Origin of the sequence: Pseudomonas salomonii (genome assembly GCF_900107155.1) — a bacterium.
Classification (GTDB): domain Bacteria; phylum Pseudomonadota; class Gammaproteobacteria; order Pseudomonadales; family Pseudomonadaceae; genus Aquipseudomonas; species Aquipseudomonas salomonii.
Genome location: NZ_FNOX01000009.1, coordinates 151,327 through 174,259, shown reverse-complemented (window position 1 = coordinate 174,259; position 22,933 = coordinate 151,327). Strand labels below are relative to the sequence as shown.

Below are 22,933 nucleotides of genomic sequence, written 5' to 3'. Positions count from 1 at the left end.
GATCTTCATCAACGGGCACGGAAGATTCATCAGATGACCAAGCAGACTCTGTTCACGCCTTACCTACTCGGCAGCCTCACGCTATCAAACCGCGTCGTTCTCGCGCCGCTGACACGCAACCGCGCCGGTCAAGGCTTGGTCCCTAGCGAATTCGCGGCGACCTATTACAGCCAGCGCGCCAGCGCCGGCTTGCTGATCAGCGAAGCCACGCAGATTTCCCGGCAGGGGCAGGGTTATCAAGACACCCCGGGAATCTACACGCCGGCACAGATCGACGGCTGGCGCGTCGTGACTGATGCCGTGCATGCCAAGGGAGGAAAAATCTTCCTGCAACTGTGGCATGTCGGCCGCGTCTCGCACGTCGACCTGCAGGAAAACGGCGCTGCCCCCGTGGCCCCTTCTGCGCTGCGCGCCGCCACCAAAGTGTTCGTCAACAACCGCTTCGAAGACGTCTCCGAGCCTCGCGCACTGGACATCAGCGAACTGCCGGGAGTCGTCAACGACTTCCGTCAGGCGGCGGCCAATGCGATCGCCGCTGGCTTCGATGGCGTGGAAATTCACGGTGCCAACGGCTACCTGCTCGATCAATTCCTCAAGGACAACGCCAATCTGCGCACCGATGCTTACGGCGGCTCGATTGAAAATCGTGCTCGTCTGTTGCTCGAAGTGACGGAGGCTGTGGTTAGTGAGATCGGTGCCGACCGCACCGGTGTACGCCTGTCACCCGTGTCACCGGCCAATGGCGTATCCAGCAGCGATCCGCAGGCGCAATTCGACTACGTCGTAGAACAACTCGACGCCCTCGGCGTGGTTTACCTGCACGTGGTCGAAGGCGCGACCGGCGGCCCGCGTGACGTGGCGCCCTTCGATTTCGCCGCCCTGCGCCAGCGCTTCAAAAACACCTACATCGCCAACAACGGCTATGACCTCGATCTGGCCACCTCGCGGCTCGCTGAAGACCAGGCAGACCTGATCGCCTTCGGTCGCCCCTTCATTGGCAACCCGGACCTGGTGGAACGCCTGAAACGTGGCGCGCCGTTGTCCGCGTTCAATCCCGCCACCCTCTATGGCGGCGGCGCGGCAGGCTACATCGATTACCCGACACTGGCTGAATCGAGCGTCAGCGCACGCTGAGCTCGTTCTGTTTCCCATATCCTGAAAGAGAGATACCCCATGAGCACTCGCCCCACCGTTTTGATCACTGGCGCCTCCACCGGGATTGGCGCCGTCTACGCCGAACGCTTTGCACAACGCGGCCACGATCTGGTGTTAGTTGCCCGCGATCAGGCGCGCCTGGATGCACTGGCCGGGCGCTTGCGCAGCGAACACAACGTCACCGTCGAGGTGATCCCGGCGGACCTGACTCAACCCGGCGACCTGAGCAAGGTTGAAAACCGTCTGCGCGACGACGCCCACATCGGGATCCTCGTCAATAACGCCGGCGCTGCACTGTCCGGTCATTTCGTCGAGCAAAGCACCGATAAAGTGGCGCAACTGGTCGCCCTCAACACCACGGCGCTGGTTCGGCTCGCCAGTGCCATCGCTCCACGCCTGGCCAAGGCCGGTGAAGGTTCGATCATCAACATCGGTTCGGTTGTAGGCCTTGCACCGGAATTCGGCATGACGGTCTACGGTGCAACCAAGGCCTTTGTGCTTTTCCTGTCCCAGGGTTTGAGCCTGGAACTGTCGCCTCAAGGCGTCTACGTGCAGGCCGTGCTGCCGGCCGCCACGCGTACGGAAATATGGGATCGCTCCGGCGTCGACATCAACACCCTGAGTGAAATCATGGAAGTGGGCGATCTGGTGGATGCCGCTCTCGTCGGCTTCGATCGTCGCGAACCCGTGACCATTCCGCCGCTGCACGAAGCGGAGCGTTGGGATGCCCTGCAGGGCGCACGACTGGGCCTGATCGGGCAAATCCGTCAGTCCGCGGTTGCTCAGCGTTACCAGACTCCAGAGTGATCTTCAGGCAGTGAGCATTTGGGGCGGATTCGATGCAAGCGCAAGGCGCTGCATCGAATCCGTCCAGAAATCGGGAGTGGTAATGAATTCAGCCCAGACAAATCCCCCTTCGGGTTCGCCAACGTCGTTCATCAACGCTGCGAACCAATCGATCACGGTCAACGGTATTCCATTCGCCTACCGCGATATCGGCCCCACTACCGGTGTGCCCCTTGTAATGTTCAACCATTGGGGCGCGGTGCTCGATAACTTCGATCCCGCAATCATCGATGGCCTGGCGCAAACCCGACGCGTCATTACCACTGACTATCGTGGCATCGGCGGCTCGGGTGGAACCGCGCCACTGACCGTTGGCGAGATGGCCGACGATGCCATTCAGTTGATCCGTGCGCTGGGGCTGGAAACCGTTGATGTGCTTGGATTCTCCCTCGGCGGCTTCGTCGCTCAGGACATCGCTCTGAAGGCGCCTGATCGGGTTCGGCGGTTGATTCTGACCGGCACCGGGCCGGCCGGCGGCAGCGGTATCGGCAAAGTTGGCGCGGTGTCGTGGCCATTGATTCTCAAAGGCCTGCTGACCCTGCGCGATCCGAAGTTCTACCTGTTCTTCACTTCTACGGCCAACGGCCGTCGATCTGCCGCGCAGTATTTGCAGCGCCTGCAAGCCCGCAAGAACAATCGTGACCAAGGCCCGACGCCCCGTGCTTTCCTGCGCCAGTTGAAAGCGATCACTGCGTGGGGCAAGCAGCCGCCGCAAGACCTCGAACGCTTGCAGGCACCCGTGCTGGTCGTCAACGGCGACACCGATATCATGGTGCCCAGCATCAATTCGTTTGAACTGGCTAAGCGTATCCCCAACGCAGAGCTGGTGATTTATCAGGACGCCGGTCACGGCGGGATTTTCCAGCACCACGTTGATTTTGTGGCCAAGGCGCAGGCGTTCCTCGATGTCTGACCACGCACCGGCTACCCTCCCTGCAACCGACAAGAGCCGCACCTCGATGAAAGCATTCCTTATTGATCGCTACGGCAAGCAACCCGGACGCCTCGGCGAAGCGTCAGCCCCTGAAGTGGGTGCCCACGACGTCTTGATCGAGGTCCATGCCAGCAGTGTCAACGTGCTGGACTCGAAGATCAGCACAGGCGAGTTCAAGCTGATCCTGGCCTACTCGTTTCCGCTGATTCTGGGCAACGACCTGGCGGGGGTAGTGGTGACGGTCGGCTCGCATGTGACACGCTTCAAACCAGGTGACGAAGTGTACGCTCGCCCGCCGCAAACACGGATCGGCACGTTCGCCGAAAGGATTGCCGTGGACGAGAACGCGATCGCCCTGAAACCAGCCAATACCAGCATGGCGCAAGCCGCTTCCCTGCCCTTGGTGGCACTGACTGCCTGGCAAGTGCTGGTCGACACCGCCCGGCTACAAAAAGGCCAAAAGGTGTTGATTCACGCAGGCTCCGGCGGCGTCGGCACCATTGCCATCCAGCTTGCCAAACACCTGGGTGCCTTTGTCGCCACAACCACCAGCACCGCGAATGTCGAATGGGTCAAGGCGCTGGGGGCTGACGTGGTCATCGACTACAAAAAGCAGAACTTCGAAAATGTCTTACACGGCTACGACGTGGTATTGAACAGCCTCGGCACCGATGTGTTGGACAAGTCACTGAAGGTCCTCAAACCCGGCGGCCAACTGATTTCCATCTCAGGGCCGCCCACTGCGCTGTTCGCACAGGAGCAAGGGTTATCCTGGCCATTGCAGCAGGTTATGCGTCTGCTGAGCCTCGGCATTCGGCGCAGGGCACGCAAGCAGGACATCAAGTACACGTTCGTGTTCATGCGCGCCAACGGGGCCCAATTGCAACAAATCAGCGCACTGGTTGAGGCGGGCATCATCAATCCGGTGATTGATCGAACGTTTTCCTTTGAATCAACGGCAGAGGCTCTTGAATACGTCGAACAGGGACGAGCCAAAGGCAAGGTCGTCGTTACGATCAAATGACTACCCGCCTATCAATGCCGACTGTGCCGCCGCCTTCGCTGCCTCGCTGGGGCTCGAGCGCTCCCACCGTTTGAGGTGTGCTTGTCAGCGGGTTAGCGTGAGATGGCGAGGGGTTGAGTGCACCGCTATGATGTGGCCTTTCGCTCAATGCCTCAGGAAACGCCGATGCCCGCCCTCACCTTCCGCAACGCCCTGCCCGCCGACGCCGCGCGTTGCTTTGAAATCGAAACCAGCGCCTACGAAGGCGACGAAGCGGCGACGCTGGAGAAGATCGCCACGCGTATTGCGCAGTACCCCGAGGGCTTTTTGATTTTGGAAGCGGATGGCGCGGTGGTGGGGTTTATCAATTGTGGCTGCGCCTATCAGGTGGTGATGTCGGATGAGGCGTTCAAGGAGTTGGTGGGGCATGCGGCCGAGGCGCCGAATGTGGTGATTATGTCGGTGGTGGTTGATCCGGCGCAGCAAGGCAAGGGGTATTCCCGGCTGTTGATGACTGAGTTTGTGCAGCGCATGCGAGCCATGGGCAAGCAGACAATTCATTTGATGTGCAAGGAGCAGCATGTGCCTTTGTACACGCGCATGGGTTACGGCTATGTGCAGCCGTCGCCGTCGGAGCATGGCGGGATGGCGTGGCATGAGATGGTGATGACGTTGCCAGCCTGACGCTGCAACTGCCTCGGCATTGACGCCATTCAACACCCCAGGAAAAGGATCACCTGCATGTTTATCGGTCGCCTCGCCCATCTGACGGGCTGTACGCCAAAAGCCATCCGGTTGTATGAGCAGATGGGCCTGATCAACCCGCCCCAGCGCAGCGGGCGGTATCGGGTGTATAACGCGCACCATGTGCAGATGGTGCACTTGATCCGCAAGGCGCAGGTGGCGGGTTTCAAGCTGGCGCAAATGGCGCCGTTGCTGGCGGCCAAGCAGGCGCTGAAGGCCTTTCCGTTGGGGTTGGCCAACGAGGCCGTGGATGCCAAGCGATTGGAGGTGCAGGCCAGCATCTGCGCGTTGCAGGCCTTGGACGCGCACTTGGCGGGGCTTAAGGCGCAGATGAACGAGATGTTCGGTGAACAGGTTCATACGGCTGAACCTGGCGCCTGTCCAGATAGGCAAACGCTTCACGCAACGCCTGTTGCGGTGGCCTCGGGCTGAAGCCCAGTTCTGCCTTGGCCTTGGCGATGCTGTAGTGCTGACGCACGTTGTGGAACAGGCGCACTTGGCTGACCAGCAACTGGGCCGGTTTGCCGCTGAGTTGCGCCCAGCGCTCTTGCATCCAGGCAACGCCCATCAATAGCCATCGGGGCGCGCGTGGGGGTTGGCGGTAACCCAGAATAGCGTGCAGGTCGGCCAGGGAGGATGGATGCGCGTTGGCCAGGATGTAGCGCTGGCCTGGGCGACCTTTTTGCGCGGCGAGCAGCAGCCCTGTGGCCACGTCGCGCACGTCCACGAAGTTGAAATGAAAACCGGGGTCCAGTGCCAGCTTGCGGTCTTTGACTGATTGCACGAATCCCATGGTGTCGGTCAGGCGTGCGGCGTTCGGGCCGACCATTGCCGAGGGCAGTACCGAGACCATCCAAAGCCCCAGCGCGTTGGCGGTTTGCCAAGCCATACGTTCGGACAGCAGTTTTGAGCGGTAGTAAGGGTTTGCCAGCTCCGCGCTCCACGTGGACTCATCCAGCGCGCTGCCGTCGTGGCCGACGGCGGCCACTGAGCTCACATACACCACGCGCTTGACCCCGGCACGGCTGGCGGCCTGCAATACGGCGCGCGTGCCTTGTACATTGGGTTGGACGATTTCCTGCTCAGGGTTTTTGGCCCAGTGTTTGAACACGGCGGCGACTTGAAACAACACCTCCACACCGTCCAGCGCGTTGAGCATGGCGGGCTCATCGAGCAATTCGGCATACACCAACTCGCAGTCCAGCCCCGCAAACGGCGCGCGGTTGTGAATATCGCGCACGCCTGCACGCACGCGATGGCCTTGTTCGAGCAGCGTTCTGACCAGGGTATTGCCAAGATGCCCATTGGCACCGGTTACCAGACACAGCATGCATTAACGTCCTTTTTCGCTTGGAAACCTGAGGGGTGTGGCGCGAAAACAGCTTGGCGTCTGCCCCTTGGGGCAGAGTCAAGGCTCAGCAGAGCGGGAGGTCTTATCCGGCTATGGCTGGTTTTTCGTGCCCGGCCCACACCTTCGGCCGTCGAGCTGCCCAAGGCGACGCCTGCTCCAATTGCGCCGCCAACGCCAACAACAACCCTTCACAACCAAACGCACCCATAAACTGCATGCCGATTGGCATCCCATCCTGCATGCCCAAGGGCACGGACATCGCCGGGCTGCCGGTCACGTTGGCCAGCGCGGTAAAGGGCGAATGGGCAAACACCCGTTGCATCCAGCCTCGGCCGTCGAGCTGTTCCTGGCCTTGGTTGTAGTCGCCGATTTCGGGCGCCAGCCCAGGCAGTGTGGGTGACAGCAGCACGTCGTAGCGTTGGAACAATTGCCCCATGCGGCGGGCGACGAGGTTGCGCTCCCACAGGGCGCCGAGCAGGTCGGTGGCGTGCAGCGATTTGCCCAATGCATACAGGCTCAAGGTCGCAGGTTCCAGGTACTGGGCGCTGGCCTCGCGCCCGGTGGCGGCGGCGATGGCGTCGATCCAGGCGGCGGTGTTGGTGGACCAGAAGCGCGCGTTGAGTTCGACGAAGGCGTCCCAGCTCAAGCCGATATCCGGCTGGATTTCTTCGACGTGATGGCCGAGCCCTTGCAACTGCCGCGCCGTGTTCTGCAGGGTCTGTTGCACCGCCGGGTGCAGCGCCTGGCCATTGAGCGCGCGGGTTTGCAGGGCGATGCGCAGGGCTTTGGGTTCACGTTGGCACAGCGCCGCAAAGCTGTGCTGCGGTGGCGCAATCTGGAACGGATCGCCTGGTGCGGCGCCGTGGATGGCGTCCAGCAGGGCCGCACTGTCGCGCACCGAGCGGGTCAGCACGCCGTGTACGGCCAGGCCGCTCCACACTTCATCAACGTCCGGCCCCATGGGCACGCGGCCGCGGCTGGGTTTGAGGCCGAACAGGCCGCAGAGTGACGCCGGTACGCGGATCGAGCCGCCGCCGTCAGTGGCGTGGGCCACCGGCACCATCCCGGCCGCCACGGCGGCGGCGGAACCACCGCTGGAGCCGCCGGCGCTGCGTTGCAGGTGCCAGGGGTTGCGCGTGGGGCCGCACAGGCGGCTTTCGGTGGTGGTGCTGGTGGCGAATTCCGGTGTGGTGGTGCGGCCCAGCGGCAACAGGCCGGCGCGGCGAAAGCGTGTCATCAGTTCGGAGTCTGCCTCGGCGGTGCAGCCCAGGGCCAGGGCGCTGCCCAGTTCGTTGCGGCGCCCGGCGGCGCTGATGCCCACGTCCTTGAGCAACATCGGCACGCCATGAAAGGCGCCGGGTGCTGCGGGTGGTTCATCGTCCCAGGTGTCCACCAGGGCATTAATCTGCGGGTTGAGGGTGGCCATGGCGTGCAGTGCGGCGCGGCGCACTTCATCGGCGCTGACGGCTTTGGCGTGAATCAGGCGCGCCAGGCCGGTGGCGTCATGGGCAGCGTATTCGGACAGGTACATGGGTGGCTCCAAACGGGTATGATGGATACTCTTCGGTATCGCACGATACCGATTAGTATCATGCGATACTCACGGGTATCGCTGTCAAGCGGAGATTCTGCATGCGTGTGCAACAAGCCCCTCAACTGCCGCCCCGGGAGCGTATTGTCGAGGCCGCGCAAAGCCTGTTTGCGCAGCAGGGCATCACCCGCGTGAGCGTGGATGCGATTGCCGCGCTGGCCGCCTCGACCAAGATGACGGTGTACCGGCATTTCGAAAACAAAGACGCGCTGGTGTTGGAATGGCTGCAACGCCTGACCGAAAGCTACAGCGAGGTGCTCGACAGCCTGGCGCAGCAATACCCCGACGCGCCCCGTGAGCAGTTGCTGGGCTTTACCGGGTTTATCGTGGATGACCTGCAACGCGCGGGTTATCGCGGCTGCCCGTTTACCAACAGCCTGGCCGAGATCCCTGAGCCGGATCACCCGGCACGCCAATTGATCGAGGCGCACAAACAGCGCCAGTTTGCGCGGGTCGCTACGCTGTGTGAGCAGATGGGCGCGCAAGCGCCGCAGGCGTTGGCGCAGGAGCTGTCACTGCTGATGGAGGGCGCGCAGGTGGTGGCGCAGAACAAGGGGTTTGATCAGGTGGGTGAACGGCTGATGCACATGGTGCGCCAGCGGCTTTGAGGAGCGCGAACGCATGAGCATGATTGAAATCAGCGACCAACCCAACCCCGACGCCGAGCGCCTGCTGGGCGATGGCCTTGCCGCGTTCAATGAGGCCGTTACTGGCGGCAATGATCGTCGGCCGTTGATGGTGTTGCTCAAAGACCCGGACACCCAGCAGATCCTGGGTGGCATCACGGGCAAAACCACCCTGGGCATGGCCTTCCTCGACCTGTTTCACTTGCCCGACTCGCTGCGCGGCTCAGGTCTGGGTAGCCAATTGCTGCAGGCCTTCGAAAACGAAGCACGGCGCCGGGGTTGCCGGAACGCGGTGCTGTACACCATCAGCTTCCAGGCACCGGGTTTTTACGAGAAACAGGGGTGGGTGCGGTTTGGTGAAATACCCTGCCAGCCCGAAGGCAGCAGCCGGGTGTTTTTGTCCAAGCAGCTTTGAAGCTGACGGCCCCGGCGGTCTGTGCAATGATCGCAACTCGCCTCAAGGGATGGAGCCACCGCCATGTCGCTGAACACCCCGCCTCACCCCGCGCACGCGCCACGCTTCTGGCGTGACGAGCGCTTGCCCTTCATCGAGGCGCGCACCATCGCCGACGGGCGCAAGGTCACTTACACCCGGCACGCCCACGAGCATTTTTCCATCGGCGCCATCACCCGTGGGCGCAGTTATTACCACTATGGCGCGCAGACCTTCGAGATCAGCGCCGGCACGGTGGTGTTGATGAACCCCGGTGATGTGCACGCGTGCAACCCGATCCACGACCAGCATTGGTCGTATCACATGATTTACCTCGATACACCGTGGCTCACGGACCTGCAATACCAGCTGGGTTTCAGTACCGAGCAGGGTTATCGGCCGTTCAATACCCCGCATACCCGTGACACGGTTTTGTATAACGGTCTGATCGAGCTGTACGCAATGCTGCTGGATGAACAGGCCGAACTGCTGCAAAAAGAGAGTGCGCTGGTGAGTTATTTCACCGAAGTTCAGCAGCGCCTGAACCCGTCGTTGGCGCCGCTGCGTGAGGTCAACCACAAGCTGGAGCGCGCCGCCGAGTACATCCGCGCGCACTGCACCGAAGCGTTGAAGCTGGAGGATATTTGCCTGGCGGCCGAGCTGTCGCCGTCGTACCTGATCCGCGCGTTCAAACAGTATTACGGGCTCACGCCCCATGCGTTTCTGGTGAACCGGCGCATTCAGTTTGCCCGCACCCAGTTGCGCAATGGCGAGCTGATCGCCGATGTGGCCCTGGCCGCCGGGTTTGCCGACCAGGCGCATTTTCAGCGCACCTTCAAACTGCATTTTGCCGCCACGCCGGGGCAATACCGCGACTTGCTCAAGCCATCAGCAAATAACCCACACTGGCCACCAGCAACGCGGCCATTGAGCGGTTGAACAGGCGCACGCCTTGGGGGTTGCTCAGGTAGCGCCGCAAAAACGTGCCGGCGTAGGCCCAGCACGCCACCGACAGGTAGCAGATCACCAGGTACAGCGCCGCGAACAGCCACACTTGGCGCGCATCGCCATCGGCCACGAACAAGCCCATGCCCGCCACGCAGGCCAGCCAGGCCTTGGGGTTGAGCCATTGCATGATCGCGCCGTAGAGCATCGATGGCGCGGTGGCAGTGCCTTCGGCGTCGAGTCGGCCATCGTCGACCGCGAGTTTCCAGGCCATGTACAGCAAAAAGGCCACCCCGCCCCACTGGATCAACTGGGTAAGGATCGGCCAGCGCACCAGCACTTCATGCAGGCCCAGGCCGATCAGCACCAGCAGCAAGGTAAAGCCCACGGCGGCGCCGACTACGTGTTTCTGGCTGGCGGCAAAACCAAAGCGTGCGCCCGAACTGAGCGCCACCACATTGACCGGGCCGGGGGTGATGGACGTGGCCAAAGCGAAGGCGGCCATGGAGATGATCAAGCTCATTGCAGTTCCTTTTGGTGAAGCCGAGTGACGATGGCTTCACGGTAAAGGGCTGAACATGGGCGGTATTGAAGAAAATTCCCCTAGGCGTTTTTCATGCCGGCACCTGGGTGACGATGTCTTCCAGGCCCAGCACCCGGCCATCCTCGGACACGATCTCGACCTTGCGCAGCGGCTTGAGCAAACGTGCATCCAGCAAGTGGGTGCTGCCATCGGCCGGCTGCGTGAAGGTTTCGCCCCATTGCGCCAGGGTTACCAGCACCGGCATCAGCGCACGGCCTTTGTCGGTGAGTTGATATTCGCTGCGCGCACCCACTTCGCTGGTGTGCAACAGGCCTTGTTCGACCATGTCCTTGAGGCGCGTGGCGAGGATGTTTTTCGCCACGCCCAGGTGTTTTTGGAAGTCACCAAAGCGCGTCACCCCGGCGTAGGCGTCGCGGATGATTAACAGCGTCCACCAATCCCCCACCACGTCGAGCGCGCGGGCGACCGGGCAACAGTCGCCTTCCAGGCATTTGCGTTTCATCGTCGGGCCTCCGGGCAATCAGAAATATTAGGTTGCATTATAGGACCAACAGGCTCAAGATAAAAACGGTTTCATCATTAAACCTAATTCGTCGCCTGGAGTGCATCATGGATATTCGTGGAAAAGTGGTGTTGGTTACCGGTGCCAATCGTGGCCTGGGCAAAGCATTTGTCACCGCGTTGCTGGCAGCGGGTGCGGCCAAGGTGTATGCCGGTGCACGTGACCCGGCCAGTGTGGATATCCCCGGCAGCACGCCGATTGCCCTGGACATTACCGACCCGGCCAGCGTGCAGCGCGCCGCCGAGCAGTGTGGCGATGTGAGTGTGTTGATCAACAACGCGGGCTGGCTCAAGTACGGCTCGTTGCTGGCCGAAGACAGTATCGAGAACCTGCAGCAGCACTTTGAGGTGAACACCTTCGGCACCCTGCGCCTGAGCCGCGCGTTTGCGCCGATCCTGGCCAAACAAGGTGGCGGCGCGCTGATCAATATCCTCTCGGTGCTGAGCTGGCTGAGCCCGCCCGGCTCCGGCGGCTACAGCACCTCCAAGTCGGCGCAGTGGGGCCTTACCAATGGCCTGCGCGGTGAGTTGCGCGAGCAGAACACCTTGGTGATCGGCGTGCACCCGGCCTACATCGACACCGACATGGTGGCGGATGTGCAAGCACCGAAAAGCACGCCGCAGGAAGTGGTGGCCATTACCCTTAAAGCGCTGAGTGAAGACCGCGAAGAAGCGCTGATCACCGACATGACCCACGCGGTAAAAGCCTCGCTGTCCACCGACAGCCCGGTGTATCTGAGCCATTGAGCAAGCAGCAGTGCGCGCCGAACCCGGTGCGCCCTTTTCAACTGAAACAACTCAGTCTGAATGTGCGAGCAAGCCCGCTCCCACATTTAGATCGCTTTACATCCCGACGATATGGCGTTACGGCCTCACAAGCCGCGATTACGCAGCCATTGCAAAAAGCCTTTCTTGACCGGCACCACCGGCGCGTCCTGGGTCAGGACTTGCGCGGCATGCAGGCGGAAATCCAGCAGCGCTTTCATCGCTTCGCTGATGTCGTGGCGCGCGTCCAGGCAGGGTTTGAGGTACTCATTTTCGATGCGATACAGCGTGCAGAAGGTCTTGGCGGTAAAGTCCGCCAACGCCGCTTGATCGGACAACACCCCCGACTCGCCAATCACTTCGCCCGGCCCCATGCGCCCGCCTTCGAATGTGTGGCCGCCCTTGATCAGCATCACCGAAACCACGCCGGATTCGACGATAAACAAATGGTCGCTGACCTCCCCCGCCGGCAGGATCATCTCGCCGGCGCGGTAGGTGTGCAGGGTCATGTTCTGGCTGAAGGTGTCTTTTTCTTCCTGGCGCAGCGTGGAGAAAATCGACGAACGCTCCAGCAACGCCCGTGCAGGCGACATCACCGGTGGCGCGCTGCTTTCAGTGGCCGACAGCACACCCACGCCCGCCGCTTGCAGGTGACGGAATGCCAGGTCGTAAAGCTGGTTACGCACTTCACGCTTTTGGCCCATGGCCGGCACGAACCCGCTGATCTCGTATTCCACGCCGCCACTGGCCGAAGCCTTGAACGCCACACTGGGCGCGGGTTTGGCCAGCAAAGGCCGGCAACCTTGCATCGCACGCTCCAGCGCTTCGATCACGGTTTGCGGCCGCGCATGCGGGCTGACTTGCAGGCTGACCGCCAGGCCGAACATGTCCGCGGGGCGTGAGAAGTTGATGATCTTGGCCTTGGCCGCCAGGGAGTTGGGGATCACCGCCATGCTGCCCTGGGAGGTTTGCAGGCGTGTGGCGCGCCAGTCGATGTCGGTGACGCGCCCTTCAGTGCCGTCAATGGAGATCCAGTCATCCACCTGATACGGCTTGGTGGTGTTGAGCACGATTCCGGAAAACACGTCGCTCAAAGTGCTTTGCAGCGCCAGGCCGACGATGATCGCCACCGCGCCGGAGGTGGCGAGCACGCCCTTGACCGGCAGGTCGAGCACATAGGCCATGGCGGCGATGATCGCGATCAAAAAGATCACCGCGCCCAGCAGGTCTTGCAGCAAGCGCCCGCCGTGCCCGACGCGATTGATCATGACCGTGCCGAGCAATACCGTGAGGGTCCGCGCGGCAAACAGCCACCAGCCGATCTGCAACGCCGTGGCCGCCAGGTGCAACGCGGTGTTGTCGCCATAGGGCGCCATCTGCATGGGGTTCATGCCGTCGTTGAACAGCACGGCACTGAACACCGCAAAGATCGCCAGGCGCGCCGCCAGTTTCCAGTTGGCGAGGTTGGCGGAAATAAGCCGCCACACGGCGATGTCGATAAAGATCAGCGCCACGGCGCACAGCATCGGGTGTTCAGCGATAAATGAGGGCATCCAGGCGACTCCAGGGTGTATGGCGAGAAGATCGCATGAATTGAAGATAGCGGGTATAGCGCAGCGCAAAATGTGTGTGGGCTTTGTGTGGGCGCTGGTTTTGTGTGGGAGCTGGCTTGCCTGCGATGGCATCACCTCGGTTTATCAGTCATACCGAGGTGTCTGCATCGCAGGCAAGCCAGCTCCCACACAGAGCCCGCTCACACAGGGGTATGTGGCAACCCTTGGGTCTCGCGCTTACTGGGCGCCAGTCAACGCGTTATAGCCGTTAAACAGGTTGCGATAGCCCGGGGTGAATCAGGGGTGCATCTGGCCGAACTGGCCGGACTGGAAGTCGGCAAAGGCCTGGTGAATCTCTTGCTCGGTGTTCATCACGAACGGGCCGTGGCCGACGATGGGCTCGTCGATAGGCTCGCCGCTGAGCAACAGGAACATCGCGTCGTTGTTGGACTCCAGGGCGAGTTGATCGCCGTCGCGTTCGAACAACGCCAGTTGCCCTTCGCGCACCAGTTCCTGGCCATTGACCTGTACCGTACCTTTGAGCACCACCAGCGCGGTATTGCGCCCGGCGTGCAGGTCGAGGGTCACGGCCTTGCCAGCGTTGAGGCGCACATCCCACACGTCGATCGGCGTGAAGGTGCGGGCCGGGCCTTTTGCACCGGCAAACTCGCCGGCAATCAGGCGCAGGCTGCCGGCGTCATCGGCCAGGGGCAGCGCCGGGATATCGCCATCGAGGATGGTCTGGTAACCGGCGTCGGTCATTTTGTCCTTGGCCGGCAGGTTGACCCACAACTGCACCATTTCCAGCGCGCCGCCCTTTTGGGCAAACGCCTCGGAGTGGAACTCCTCATGCAGGATGCCTTTGGCCGCGGTCATCCATTGCACATCGCCTGGGCCGATAGTGCCGCCGGCGCCGGTGGAATCGCGGTGCTCGACTTCGCCTTTATAGACAATGGTCACAGTTTCAAAGCCGCGATGCGGATGCTGGCCGACGCCACGACGGGCTTGAGTCGGGGTGAAATCGGCCGGCCCGGCGTGGTCCAGCAACAGGAATGGGCTGATGTGTTTGCCCATGGTGTCGTAGGAAAACAGCGTGCGAACCGGAAAGCCGTCGCCTACCCAATGGCCGCGAGGGCTGGTGTAGATACCGATGATGTTTTTCATGGTGTGTCTCCAAAGGCGTGAAAGCAGTGCATGAACACAGCTTAAATCCGCTACCTTTACAGCGCTAGACCGCGAAAATAGCCCTTAGCGTTCTATTTGGAGAACGACATGGAAGACCTCAACACCCTCTACTACTTCACCCAAGTGGTCGAGCACCGTGGGTTTGCGGCGGCAGGCCGTGCGCTGGACATGCCCAAGTCCAAGCTCAGCCGGCGTATCAGCCAGCTTGAAGAGCGCTTGGGCGTGCGCCTGATCAACCGCACCAGCCGGCATTGCTCGCTCACCGAAATCGGCCAGGTCTACTACCAGCGCTGCCTGGCCATGCGGGTGGAGGCCGAAGCCGCTGCCGAAGTGATCGAGCGCAACCGCTCCGAGCCCCAGGGCGTGGTGCGTTTGAGCTGCCCCACCGCCCTGCTCAATTCCTGGGTCGGGCCGATGCTGACCCGCTATATGCTCAAGTACCCACTGGTGGAGCTGCACCTGGAGAGCACCAACCGGCGTGTGGACGTGATCCACGAAGGCTTCGACATTGCCCTGCGCATTCGCTTTCCGCCATTGGAAGACACCGATCTGGTGATGAAGGTGCTCGGCAACAGCACCCAGTGCCTGGTGGGCAGCCCGGCGTTTGTGTCGCGCCTTTCCAGCCCGCCGTTGCCGGGGGATTTGAACGGCCTGCCGAGCGTGTATTGGGGCTCGGCCCAGCGCGAATACCAGTGGGAGTTGTTTGGCGAGAACGGTGCCAGTGCGGTGATCCGGCATTTCCCGCGGATGATCACCGATGACCTGTTGGCGCTGCGCCATACGGTGTGTGCCGGGGTGGGCATTGCGCACCTGCCGAGCGTGGTGGTGCGCGAGGATATTGCCGCCGGGCGGCTGGTCAACTTGATCCCGGATTGGTCACCAAGGACCGGGATCGTGCATGCGATTTTCCCGTCGCGCCGTGGGCTGTTGCCGTCGGTGCGGACGTTGATTGATTTTCTCGGCGAGGAATTCGCGCACAGCGACATGGCCTGACCGCTGATCGTTCCCACGCTCCGCGTGGGAATGCATCCAGTGACGCTCTGCGTCACGACTGCCAGAGCGGGACGCGGAGCGTCCGGGGCGGCATTCCCACGCAGAGCGTGGGAACGATCACCTACGCCGCTGCCAGCACCGCCCGGCGCTGGCGCAACAGCTGGAATGCCACAAACGCCGAAACCGCAAAGCTTGCCTGGATCATGATCATCGGCGTGGCACTGCCATCACGCAAATGGCTCAGCAACAGCCCACTGCACGTTGCGCCAAACATCTGCGAAAAGCCCATCAACCCTGCGGCCAGCCCCGCACGATGGGCGTTGGGCATCACCCCGCCCGTCACCGAGCCCGGCAACACCAGGCCGCCGCCGAGGGTGACCAATGCCACCGGAATATCCAGGCCCAGCGCCGACAGGCCGAACAGCTCGTAAATCACCACCGCCAGAATCCCGCCGATGGCTACCAGCGTCACGCCTATCGACACAATGCGTTGCGGCCCCAGGCGCAGGATATTGCGCCGGGTGTAGGTGGAGCCCACGATCAGCATCGACACGATCAGGCCAAAATTAAGCCCGTACTCCAGGCTGCTGAACCCCAGCAGGTTGATAAATACCGCCGATGAACCCGCGATCACCGCAAACATGGCGCCGTAGGTGCAGGCCAGCGCAACCGCGTACGCCCGATACTGGCGGCCCTTGAGCAAATCCAGGTATTGCCCGCCAAGGGTGCGCCAATGCCCGGCCTTGGGGTCCAGAAAGTGATTGCTCTCGCGAAAGAACAGCAACGCCAACATCAGCACCACGCTGCCGATCACCAGCGCCAGCAGGATCGGCGCCTGCCAGCCCAGCAGCTTGATCAGCAGGCCACCGATCATCGGCGCCACGACGATGGCGTAGAGCATGCCGATCATGGTCAACGCCAGGGCCGGCCCGGCTTCGGCCTTCCACACATCACGCACCACCGTGCGCGCCAACACCAACGCGGCGCAGGCGCCCAGGCCTTGCAGCACGCGGGCGGCAATGAACTGTTGAATGTCGCTGACCAGCAGCATCGACAGGGTCGCCAGCACATACAGCGCCAACCCGCCGAGCAGCACGGGGCGACGGCCGATGCGGTCCGACAGCGGCCCGAACAGCAACTGCCCAAGGCCAAAGGCGGCGACAAATGCCGACAACGCCATCAACGCCGAACCCGCTGGCGCCGCCAGTGCCTGCTCGATAGCGCCCAGGCCGGGGATCAGCAATTGGGTCGAGACTTCACCGAGCGCGGTGAGCGCCACCAGTAAAAACAACAGGCTTCGCGACGGGGCCGGGGCGTTCGACATAAGGAATATCCGGGGGCTGGATTAATTTATATTTCGACCATAATATGAGCAAAAAATTATGTCCATAATTTTTTATCCATTGGCCACCCCTGGAGCCCGTCATGCACCCTCTTCCCCTGCGTCTTCTCACGCCCCTGGCCCTGTTGATTATCCTCAGCGGCTGCAACAGCAAGGCCGACACCGCCGCCGAAGTGCCGCTGCCGCGTCCCGTTCTGGCCGCCAAGGTAGAAGCCGCCGGCACCCAGCAAAGCGCCTACACCGGCGTGGTCGCGGCGCGCACCGAAAGCGATTTGGGCTTCCGGGTCAGCGGCAAAATCATTGAACGCAAGGTCGACCCCGGCCAGCACGTCGCCCGTGGTGACACCTTGCTGGTGCTGGACATCGGCGACTTCGAACTGGCCCTGCGTTCGGCCAAAAACCGCGTCAACGCTGCCCAGGCGCAATTGCGCCAGCGCCGTGATGACGAGAACCGCTACCAGCGCCTGGCCAGTACCGGCGCCGTGTCGCGGCAGATCTTTGACCAGTCGGCGACCAACCTGCGCGTGGCCGAAGCCGAGTTGGCTGCGGCGCAATCGGATGCCAGCCAGATTGAAAACCGCCGCACTTACTCGGTGCTCAAGGCCGACGGCGACGGCATCATCACCGATGTGCGCGTGGATCGCGGCCAAGTGGTCGCCGAAGGCCAGATCGTGGCGCGCCTGGCCCATGACGGCGCCCGCGAAGCCATCGTCAACCTGCCGGAAAACCAGCGTGACCAGGCCGCGCAAAAAGCCCTGGCCTTCCCGTTCGGTGCACAGGACCAGGCCGTGACAGCCACGCTGCGCGAGCTGTCGGCCAGCGCCGACCCCACCACCCGCACCTACCGCGCCCGCTACGTGCTGCATGGCGCCGTCGACCGTTTTGCGCTCGGCTCGACTATCACCGTGCGCCTGCAAGGCAACGGCCAGGCCCAGCAAACCCGCGTGCCCATCGGCGCGTTGCAGGATGCGGGGCAAGGCACCGGCGTGTGGGTGATCGGCGCGGACAACAAGGTCAGCTTCGCCCCCGTCAACGTCGCCAGCCTCGGCCAGGAAGACGCGCTGCTCGACAGCGGCGTAACCCCCGGCCAGATCGTCGTCGCCCTCGGCGCGCACTTGCTGCACAGCGGTGACGCGGTGCGCCTGCTGCCTGCCCAAGTGCTGGCCCTCAACCGTAAACAGGACCACTGAGCATGCGCGGCATCAACCTCTCCGAACTGGCGGTCAAGCACCGCGCCGTCACGCTGTTTCTGATCATTGCGATCCTCGCCGCCGGGATCTTCTCGTTCGGCAAGCTGGGGCGCGCCGAAGACCCGTCGTTTACCGTCAAGGTCATGACCATCACCGCCGCCTGGCCCGGCGCCACCGCCCAGGAGATGCAGGAACAAGTCGCCGACCGCCTGGAAAAACGCCTGCAGGAACTGGACTACTACGACCGCGTCGAGACCATCGCCCAGCCCGGTTTCGTGTCGATGCGCATGACCTACAAGGAGTCCACGCGCCCCAGCGAAATCCAGGACCTGTTCTACCAGACCCGCAAAAAACTCAGCGACGAAGCGGCGAAACTGCCCAAAGGCGTGATCGGGCCGTTCTTCAACGATGAATATTCCGATGTGTATTTCGCCCTGTATGCGCTGGAAGCCGAACACCTGCCCCATCGCCAGCAAGTGCAGATGGCCGAAGACCTGCGCCAGGGCTTGCTCAACCTGCCGGGGGTGAAGAAGGTCAATATCCTCGGCGAACAGGCCCAGCGGATCTTTGTCGAGTTCTCTTATGAGCGCCTGGCCACGCTGGGCATCAAGCCCGACCAGATCTTCGCCGCCCTTGCCGCGCAAAACGCGGTGGCTCCGTCGGGTTTTGTCGAAACCGCAGGCGCCCGCGCCTATATTCGCGTCGATGGCGCCTTCGACAGCCTGGCGCTGATCGAAAACGTACCGCTGGAAGTCAACGGCCGCGTGCTGCGCATTGCCGATGTGGCGACCGTGAGCCGGGGTTATGAAGACCCGCCCAGCTACCGCATCCGCCATCAGGGCGACCCGGCGCTGATGCTTGGCGTGATCATGGAGAAACACTGGAACGGCCTGGAACTGGACAAAAGCCTCAAGGCCCAGGAAGCCAGGATCCAGGCAGACCTGCCGCTGGGCGTCAACTTCGCCAAGGTGTCCGACCAGGCGAAAAACATCAGCCTGGCGGTGAATGAATTCATGCTCAAGTTCTTCGTCGCCCTCGCCGTGGTGATGGTCATCAGCCTGTTGGCCCTGGGCTTTCGCGTCGGGCTGGTGGTGGCCGCCGCAGTGCCGCTGACCTTATCCGTAGTGTTTGTGATCATGTTGCTCACCGGGCGGGAATTTGACCGTATTACCCTCGGCGCGCTGATTATTTCCCTGGGTTTGCTGGTGGACGACGCGATCATCGCCATCGAGATGATGGTGGTAAAACTCGAAGAAGGGTTTGACCGGATTCACGCCGCCACGTTTGCCTGGAGCTCCACTGCGGCGCCGATGCTCACCGGCACCTTGGTGACCATCATCGGCTTTCTGCCGGTGGGTTTTGCGCGCTCCGGCGCCGGGGAATATGCCGGCAATATCTTCTGGATCGTCGGTTTTGCGCTGATCTCGTCCTGGCTGGTGGCCGTGGTGTTCACGCCGTACCTGGGCGTAAAGTTGCTGCCGCAGATCAAACCGGTGCCGGGCGGGCATGACGCGATTTACGCCGGCCGTTATTACCAGAAACTGCGCAGCCTGGTCCAAGCCTGCGTGCGCCAACGCTGGCTGGTCACTGGCCTGGTGGTCGGCGCCTTTGTGCTGTGCGTGCTGGGCATGGGCGTGGTGAAGAAGCAGTTTTTCCCCAATTCCGACCGCTCCGAGCTGATCCTTGAGGTGTATATGCCGCCCGGCAGCGCCTTCAAAAGCACCGAGGCGGTGGCGGCGCAGCTGGAAAAAGCCTTGCTGCAAGCGCCGCAAACCAGCCTGGTCGATACCTATGTAGGCGGCGGCGCGCCACGTTTTTTCCTGTCGCTGAACCCCGAGCTGCCCGACCCGGCGTTTGCCAAGCTGATCGTACAAACCCCCGACTCCCATGCCCGCGATGCGCTGAAACTGCGCATGCGTGAACGCATTGCCGCCGGTGAATTCCCGGCAGCGCGGGTGCGCGTCACGCAGTTGCTGTTCGGCCCGCCGGTGCCGTTCCCGGTGGTGTTTCGTGTGTCCGGGCCGAACCTGGATGTGCTGCGCGGGGTGTCCGAAGACGTGCGCCGCGTTGTGGCGGCCAACACGCTGACCAAGGACGCTTTCCTCGACTGGGGCGAGCGCGCCAGCGGCTATCGGCTGGTGCTGGATCAAGACCGCCTGCGCCTGCTGGGCTTCACGCCCAATGAGGTCAAATCCCAGCTCAACGCCTTGCTCAGCGGCAACCCGATCACCGAAGTGCGCGAAGGCAACCGCACCGTGTCGGTGGTCGCGCGTGCCCAGGGCAACCAGCGCGAGAACCTCGGCAACCTCAACAACATGACCCTCACCAACAGCGCCGGCACCTCGGTGCCGCTGGCCCAGGTCGGGCACTTCCAGGCGGTGATGGAAGAACCGATCCTCAAACGGCGCAACCGTGCAAGCACCGTGGAAGTGCGCGCCGACATCATCGACGGCGTGCAACCGCCCGACGTGGAAATGGCCGTGTACAAAGACCTGCAACCCTTGATCGCCAAGCTGCCCGCCGGTTACCAGATCGAGATCGGCGGCCCGGTGGAAGAAAGCGCCAAGGCCAACGTGGCGCTGGCGGCACTGTTCCCGATCATGATTTTGCTGACCCTCACGGTGATCATGTTCCAGGTGCGCTCGTTCGGCGTGATGTTCATGGTCTTCGCCACGGCGCCGCTGGGCTTGATTGGCGCGGTGCCGACCTTGCTGCTGTTCAACCAGCCATTCGGGTTTAACGCGATTCTGGGCCTGATCGGGATCGGCGGTATTTTGATGCGCAACACGCTGATCTTTACCGACCAGATCCGTCAAAACCAGGACCATGGCATGGCGGTGCGCGAGGCGATTATCGAAGCCACCGTGCGCCGGGCGCGGCCGGTGATCCTGACCGCATTGGCGGCGGCGCTGGCGTTTATTCCGTTGACGCTGTCGGTGTTCTGGTCGTCCCTGGCCTACGTGCTGATTGGCGGGGTGCTGGTAGGCACCGTGTTGACGCTGTTGTTCCTGCCCGCGCTGTGCAGCCTGGTGCTTGGGCGGGAGCGCACGAAGGCCGTTGAAAGTTCCCACGTAAACGCCGGATAAGCTCTACAGAGTTCTCCTGAAAACCTCTGCAAAGTCCTTCGCCTGATCACACAGTGCGAGGGATTGCAGATGGTTTTTCCGACTTATAGGGTTGTCTTTTGATCGCCGTCACCGGCCAGACCATTGGCCTGCTGGTGCTGGCGGCCATGGATTCAAAGACGCGGGACGTTGAGTCCGTTCTCGGCGATTTCAGACGCTGCCTCAATACCTACGATGCCTGGGCGGAAAGCTTTTTCAGCTTTTCAGCGCTGGACGTCGAACAGGTGTTCAAGGTCGGTGACGAAGTGGCGCTGGTGGCGCCGATCAACCGTTCGATCATTCCCAGCAGTACCGTCGCCACCTGCCAGGCCAACGGCACGTTGACCCTGGTGCATATGTTCCAGAGCGCGCGCTTTGTGCCCATCGGCAATACGCCGGTGGTGCTGCAACGCGTAGACCCCAATGGCGGCCCACTGGGCGAGCCGATCCGCAAAACTATTGGCCCCAGCGGCATTCTCGAAATCACCGAATGTGATCGCAACCAGCAGTACCGGGTCAACTTTTACCCCGACGTTTCGCCTGCGAATTTCAAGGCGTTGTATGCCTCCTATCAGTCGGTGATCGCGCCGCTGGAAGGTTGGCTGCGCAGCGAGTGGAGCGGCACATTTGCGCCACTGTGGCAGGACTACTCCGAGGCCAATGTCCTCAAGCGTTACCTCATGCTGGACCAGGCTTACGCCAAAGGGTTTGGCGAGGCGCTGTACTCACTGTGGGACAGCCTCAAGCAGCTGTTTGAGTGGCTTGCGCACCCGCTGGACAAAGCTGAAAAGCTGCTGAGCTATCTGTCCCAGGCCGAGTTTGAACAGCTGTTGAATGTCAGCGCCGAGGCGCTTGAAAAAGGCCTGTTGGTGCTCAGCGATGAGCCGCTGTTGTTCATCTACTTGTCGGCCATGGTCAGTTGGATGCGGTTGTTGCCGCCTGCCTACATGAACGAGTTGCTGGGTGAGATCAGCGCCGACGTGCTGATTAACCTGGTGCTGGCCCTGGCCACGGGCGGTATGGGGATTGCGATACGCATGAGCGCCCAGGTGCTGGGCGGCATCAAGTCTCGGCGTGCGCGCCTTTGGTTGGAACAACTGGCCGGGCAATTCGGTAAATCTCGCCTGGATGACCATGTCGAGGCTGCCAAGCCGATTTTGCTGGGCAGTGCCGCGACGCCGATCAAGACCGTACCGGTTGCGCCGTTGAAAGCCGGGAATGAGTTGGTTGCCAACCCTGTGCCGGCGGTGCGCGGCAAGACGCAGCAGACCGCGTTGGTACGCCAGGAACCTGTGGATGATGTGCCGGCTTCGGGCAAGAACCTGAATGGCGATGCGGCAGCCCCTGCGGACAAAACTGTTACCAACGGTTGCCCGGTGTCGATGGTTACCGGCGAGGAATTGCTGACCCTCACTGATGGCACGCTGGACGGGGTTTTGCCGTTTGAGTGGACGCGGTTATATCGCACCAGTGCGGTGGAAGTGGATTGCGGGTTGGGGTTTGGCTGGAGCCATTCGCTGGCGCAGCGGCTTTGTGTTTCCGGTGATTCGGTGGTGTGGACGGATCATGAGAGTCGCCGTACTGAGTTTCCGTTGCCTACCGCTACTCGGCCGGCGATTACCAATAGCTTGGCTGAAGCGGCGATCTATTTGGGCGACTTGCCCGATGAACTGGTGCTGGCCCAGGCATCGCGCTTTTATCACTTCCACGATGGCGTGCTGGTTGCCATCAGCGATGCGTATGACAACCGACTGCGGGTTTTTCACGATCGTTTGGGGCGGGTTGAGCGGCTGGATAACGGTGTGGGTCGCTCGCTGTTTTTGCGGTACGAGTCGGGCCGCATTGTGGCGGTGGACTATCAGGTTCATCGGGCCAAGGGGCATGAACCGTTTGAATGGGTGACCGAGCAGAAGGTTGTTTCCTACGCCTATGACGACCTTGGGCGACTGGTTTCTGCGACCAATGCCGTAGGCGAACGCGAGGTTTATCGGTACGACGAGCAGCACGTCATTCTTGAACGTGGGTTGGCCGGTGGCGCGAGTTTCTTTTGGGAATGGGAACGAGCGGG

General features: G+C 62.1%; 21 protein-coding genes. 14 read left to right on the top strand and 7 right to left on the bottom strand.

Annotation, left to right across the window (positions count from 1 at the left end):
• Positions 1–33 precede the first annotated feature (33 nt).
• From BLV67_RS20965 to BLV67_RS20940, 6 genes are all read left to right on the top strand, one after another.
• Positions 34–1,134 carry an alkene reductase gene (locus tag BLV67_RS20965; protein WP_069785832.1) on the top strand — a complete coding sequence of 367 codons (1,101 nt, stop codon included), beginning with the start codon at positions 34–36 and terminating at the stop codon, positions 1,132–1,134.
• A 39-nt stretch (positions 1,135–1,173) separates the two neighbouring features.
• Entirely contained in the window at positions 1,174–1,962 is a 789-nt protein-coding gene (locus tag BLV67_RS20960) for an SDR family NAD(P)-dependent oxidoreductase (RefSeq protein ID WP_069785833.1), read from the top strand.
• Positions 1,963–2,044: 82 nt separating this feature from the next.
• Entirely contained in the window at positions 2,045–2,914 is an 870-nt protein-coding gene (locus BLV67_RS20955) for an alpha/beta fold hydrolase (protein WP_069785834.1), read from the top strand.
• 46 nt (positions 2,915–2,960) lie between these two features.
• A complete protein-coding gene (locus BLV67_RS20950; protein WP_065931534.1) occupies positions 2,961–3,959 on the top strand; it encodes an NADP-dependent oxidoreductase in 999 nt (332 codons plus the stop codon).
• Between the two features lie 165 nt (positions 3,960–4,124).
• Positions 4,125–4,622, top strand: coding sequence for a GNAT family N-acetyltransferase (locus tag BLV67_RS20945; RefSeq protein WP_069785835.1), 498 nt, complete (start codon positions 4,125–4,127; stop codon positions 4,620–4,622).
• A 57-nt stretch (positions 4,623–4,679) separates the two neighbouring features.
• Positions 4,680–5,114, top strand: a complete 435-nt coding sequence (locus tag BLV67_RS20940; protein WP_069785836.1) for a MerR family transcriptional regulator — start codon at positions 4,680–4,682, stop codon at positions 5,112–5,114.
• Here BLV67_RS20940 and BLV67_RS20935 read toward each other — a convergent pair.
• Together BLV67_RS20935 and BLV67_RS20930 are read right to left on the bottom strand one after the other, a co-directional pair.
• Positions 5,002–6,012, bottom strand: a complete 1,011-nt coding sequence (locus tag BLV67_RS20935) for an NAD-dependent epimerase/dehydratase family protein (protein ID WP_069785837.1) — start codon at positions 6,010–6,012, stop codon at positions 5,002–5,004. The two genes, BLV67_RS20940 and BLV67_RS20935, sit on opposite strands and share 113 nt — an antisense overlap.
• Positions 6,013–6,115: 103 nt before the next feature.
• Entirely contained in the window at positions 6,116–7,564 is a 1,449-nt protein-coding gene (locus BLV67_RS20930; RefSeq protein ID WP_069785838.1) for an amidase, read from the bottom strand.
• Positions 7,565–7,665: 101 nt separating this feature from the next.
• On the opposite strand from BLV67_RS20930, the gene BLV67_RS20925 reads away from it, so the two are divergent.
• The 3 genes from BLV67_RS20925 to BLV67_RS20915 all read left to right on the top strand — a co-directional run bounded on the left by BLV67_RS20925 (position 7,666) and on the right by BLV67_RS20915 (position 9,622).
• Entirely contained in the window at positions 7,666–8,232 is a 567-nt protein-coding gene (locus BLV67_RS20925) for a TetR/AcrR family transcriptional regulator (RefSeq protein ID WP_065931524.1), read from the top strand.
• A 13-nt stretch (positions 8,233–8,245) separates the two neighbouring features.
• The gene (locus BLV67_RS20920) at positions 8,246–8,665 is read left to right on the top strand and encodes a GNAT family N-acetyltransferase (RefSeq protein ID WP_069785839.1); all 420 of its coding nucleotides are present in this window, start codon (positions 8,246–8,248) and stop codon (positions 8,663–8,665) included.
• 63 nt (positions 8,666–8,728) lie between these two features.
• Positions 8,729–9,622 (top strand): AraC family transcriptional regulator, encoded by an 894-nt coding sequence (locus BLV67_RS20915; RefSeq protein WP_069785840.1) that lies wholly within the window; start codon positions 8,729–8,731, stop codon positions 9,620–9,622.
• On the opposite strand, the gene BLV67_RS20910 is transcribed toward BLV67_RS20915, so the two are convergent.
• On the bottom strand, positions 9,564–10,151 hold the full coding sequence (locus tag BLV67_RS20910; protein WP_017139683.1) for a LysE family translocator: 588 nt from the start codon (positions 10,149–10,151) through the stop codon (positions 9,564–9,566). The two genes, BLV67_RS20915 and BLV67_RS20910, sit on opposite strands and share 59 nt — an antisense overlap.
• Positions 10,152–10,242: 91 nt before the next feature.
• On the bottom strand, positions 10,243–10,674 hold the full coding sequence (locus BLV67_RS20905) for a winged helix-turn-helix transcriptional regulator (RefSeq protein WP_065931520.1): 432 nt from the start codon (positions 10,672–10,674) through the stop codon (positions 10,243–10,245).
• A gap of 107 nt (positions 10,675–10,781) precedes the next feature.
• On the opposite strand from BLV67_RS20905, the gene BLV67_RS20900 reads away from it, so the two are divergent.
• Positions 10,782–11,480: an SDR family oxidoreductase gene (locus tag BLV67_RS20900; RefSeq protein ID WP_017139685.1), complete on the top strand. Its 699-nt coding sequence runs from the start codon at positions 10,782–10,784 to the stop codon at positions 11,478–11,480.
• A 125-nt stretch (positions 11,481–11,605) separates the two neighbouring features.
• On the opposite strand, the gene BLV67_RS20895 is transcribed toward BLV67_RS20900, so the two are convergent.
• Positions 11,606–13,051, bottom strand: a complete 1,446-nt coding sequence (locus tag BLV67_RS20895; RefSeq protein ID WP_069785841.1) for a mechanosensitive ion channel family protein — start codon at positions 13,049–13,051, stop codon at positions 11,606–11,608.
• A gap of 297 nt (positions 13,052–13,348) precedes the next feature.
• On the bottom strand, positions 13,349–14,215 hold the full coding sequence (locus tag BLV67_RS20890) for a pirin family protein (RefSeq protein ID WP_065931518.1): 867 nt from the start codon (positions 14,213–14,215) through the stop codon (positions 13,349–13,351).
• Positions 14,216–14,323: 108 nt separating this feature from the next.
• Here BLV67_RS20890 and BLV67_RS20885 point away from each other — a divergent pair, with 108 nt between their 5' ends.
• Positions 14,324–15,229, top strand: a complete 906-nt coding sequence (locus tag BLV67_RS20885) for a LysR family transcriptional regulator (protein WP_065931517.1) — start codon at positions 14,324–14,326, stop codon at positions 15,227–15,229.
• A gap of 121 nt (positions 15,230–15,350) precedes the next feature.
• On the opposite strand, the gene BLV67_RS20880 is transcribed toward BLV67_RS20885, so the two are convergent.
• Positions 15,351–16,553 carry a multidrug effflux MFS transporter gene (locus BLV67_RS20880; RefSeq protein ID WP_069785842.1) on the bottom strand — a complete coding sequence of 401 codons (1,203 nt, stop codon included), beginning with the start codon at positions 16,551–16,553 and terminating at the stop codon, positions 15,351–15,353.
• A 101-nt stretch (positions 16,554–16,654) separates the two neighbouring features.
• Here BLV67_RS20880 and BLV67_RS20875 point away from each other — a divergent pair, with 101 nt between their 5' ends.
• The 3 genes from BLV67_RS20875 to BLV67_RS20865 form a co-directional block, all read left to right on the top strand.
• Positions 16,655–17,761: an efflux RND transporter periplasmic adaptor subunit gene (locus tag BLV67_RS20875; RefSeq protein ID WP_069785843.1), complete on the top strand. Its 1,107-nt coding sequence runs from the start codon at positions 16,655–16,657 to the stop codon at positions 17,759–17,761.
• Between the two features lie 2 nt (positions 17,762–17,763).
• Positions 17,764–20,847 (top strand): efflux RND transporter permease subunit, encoded by a 3,084-nt coding sequence (locus BLV67_RS20870; RefSeq protein WP_069785844.1) that lies wholly within the window; start codon positions 17,764–17,766, stop codon positions 20,845–20,847.
• 146 nt (positions 20,848–20,993) lie between these two features.
• On the top strand, positions 20,994–22,933 hold a 1,940-nt coding region (locus BLV67_RS20865), incomplete at its 3' end, for an RHS repeat domain-containing protein (RefSeq protein ID WP_167365888.1).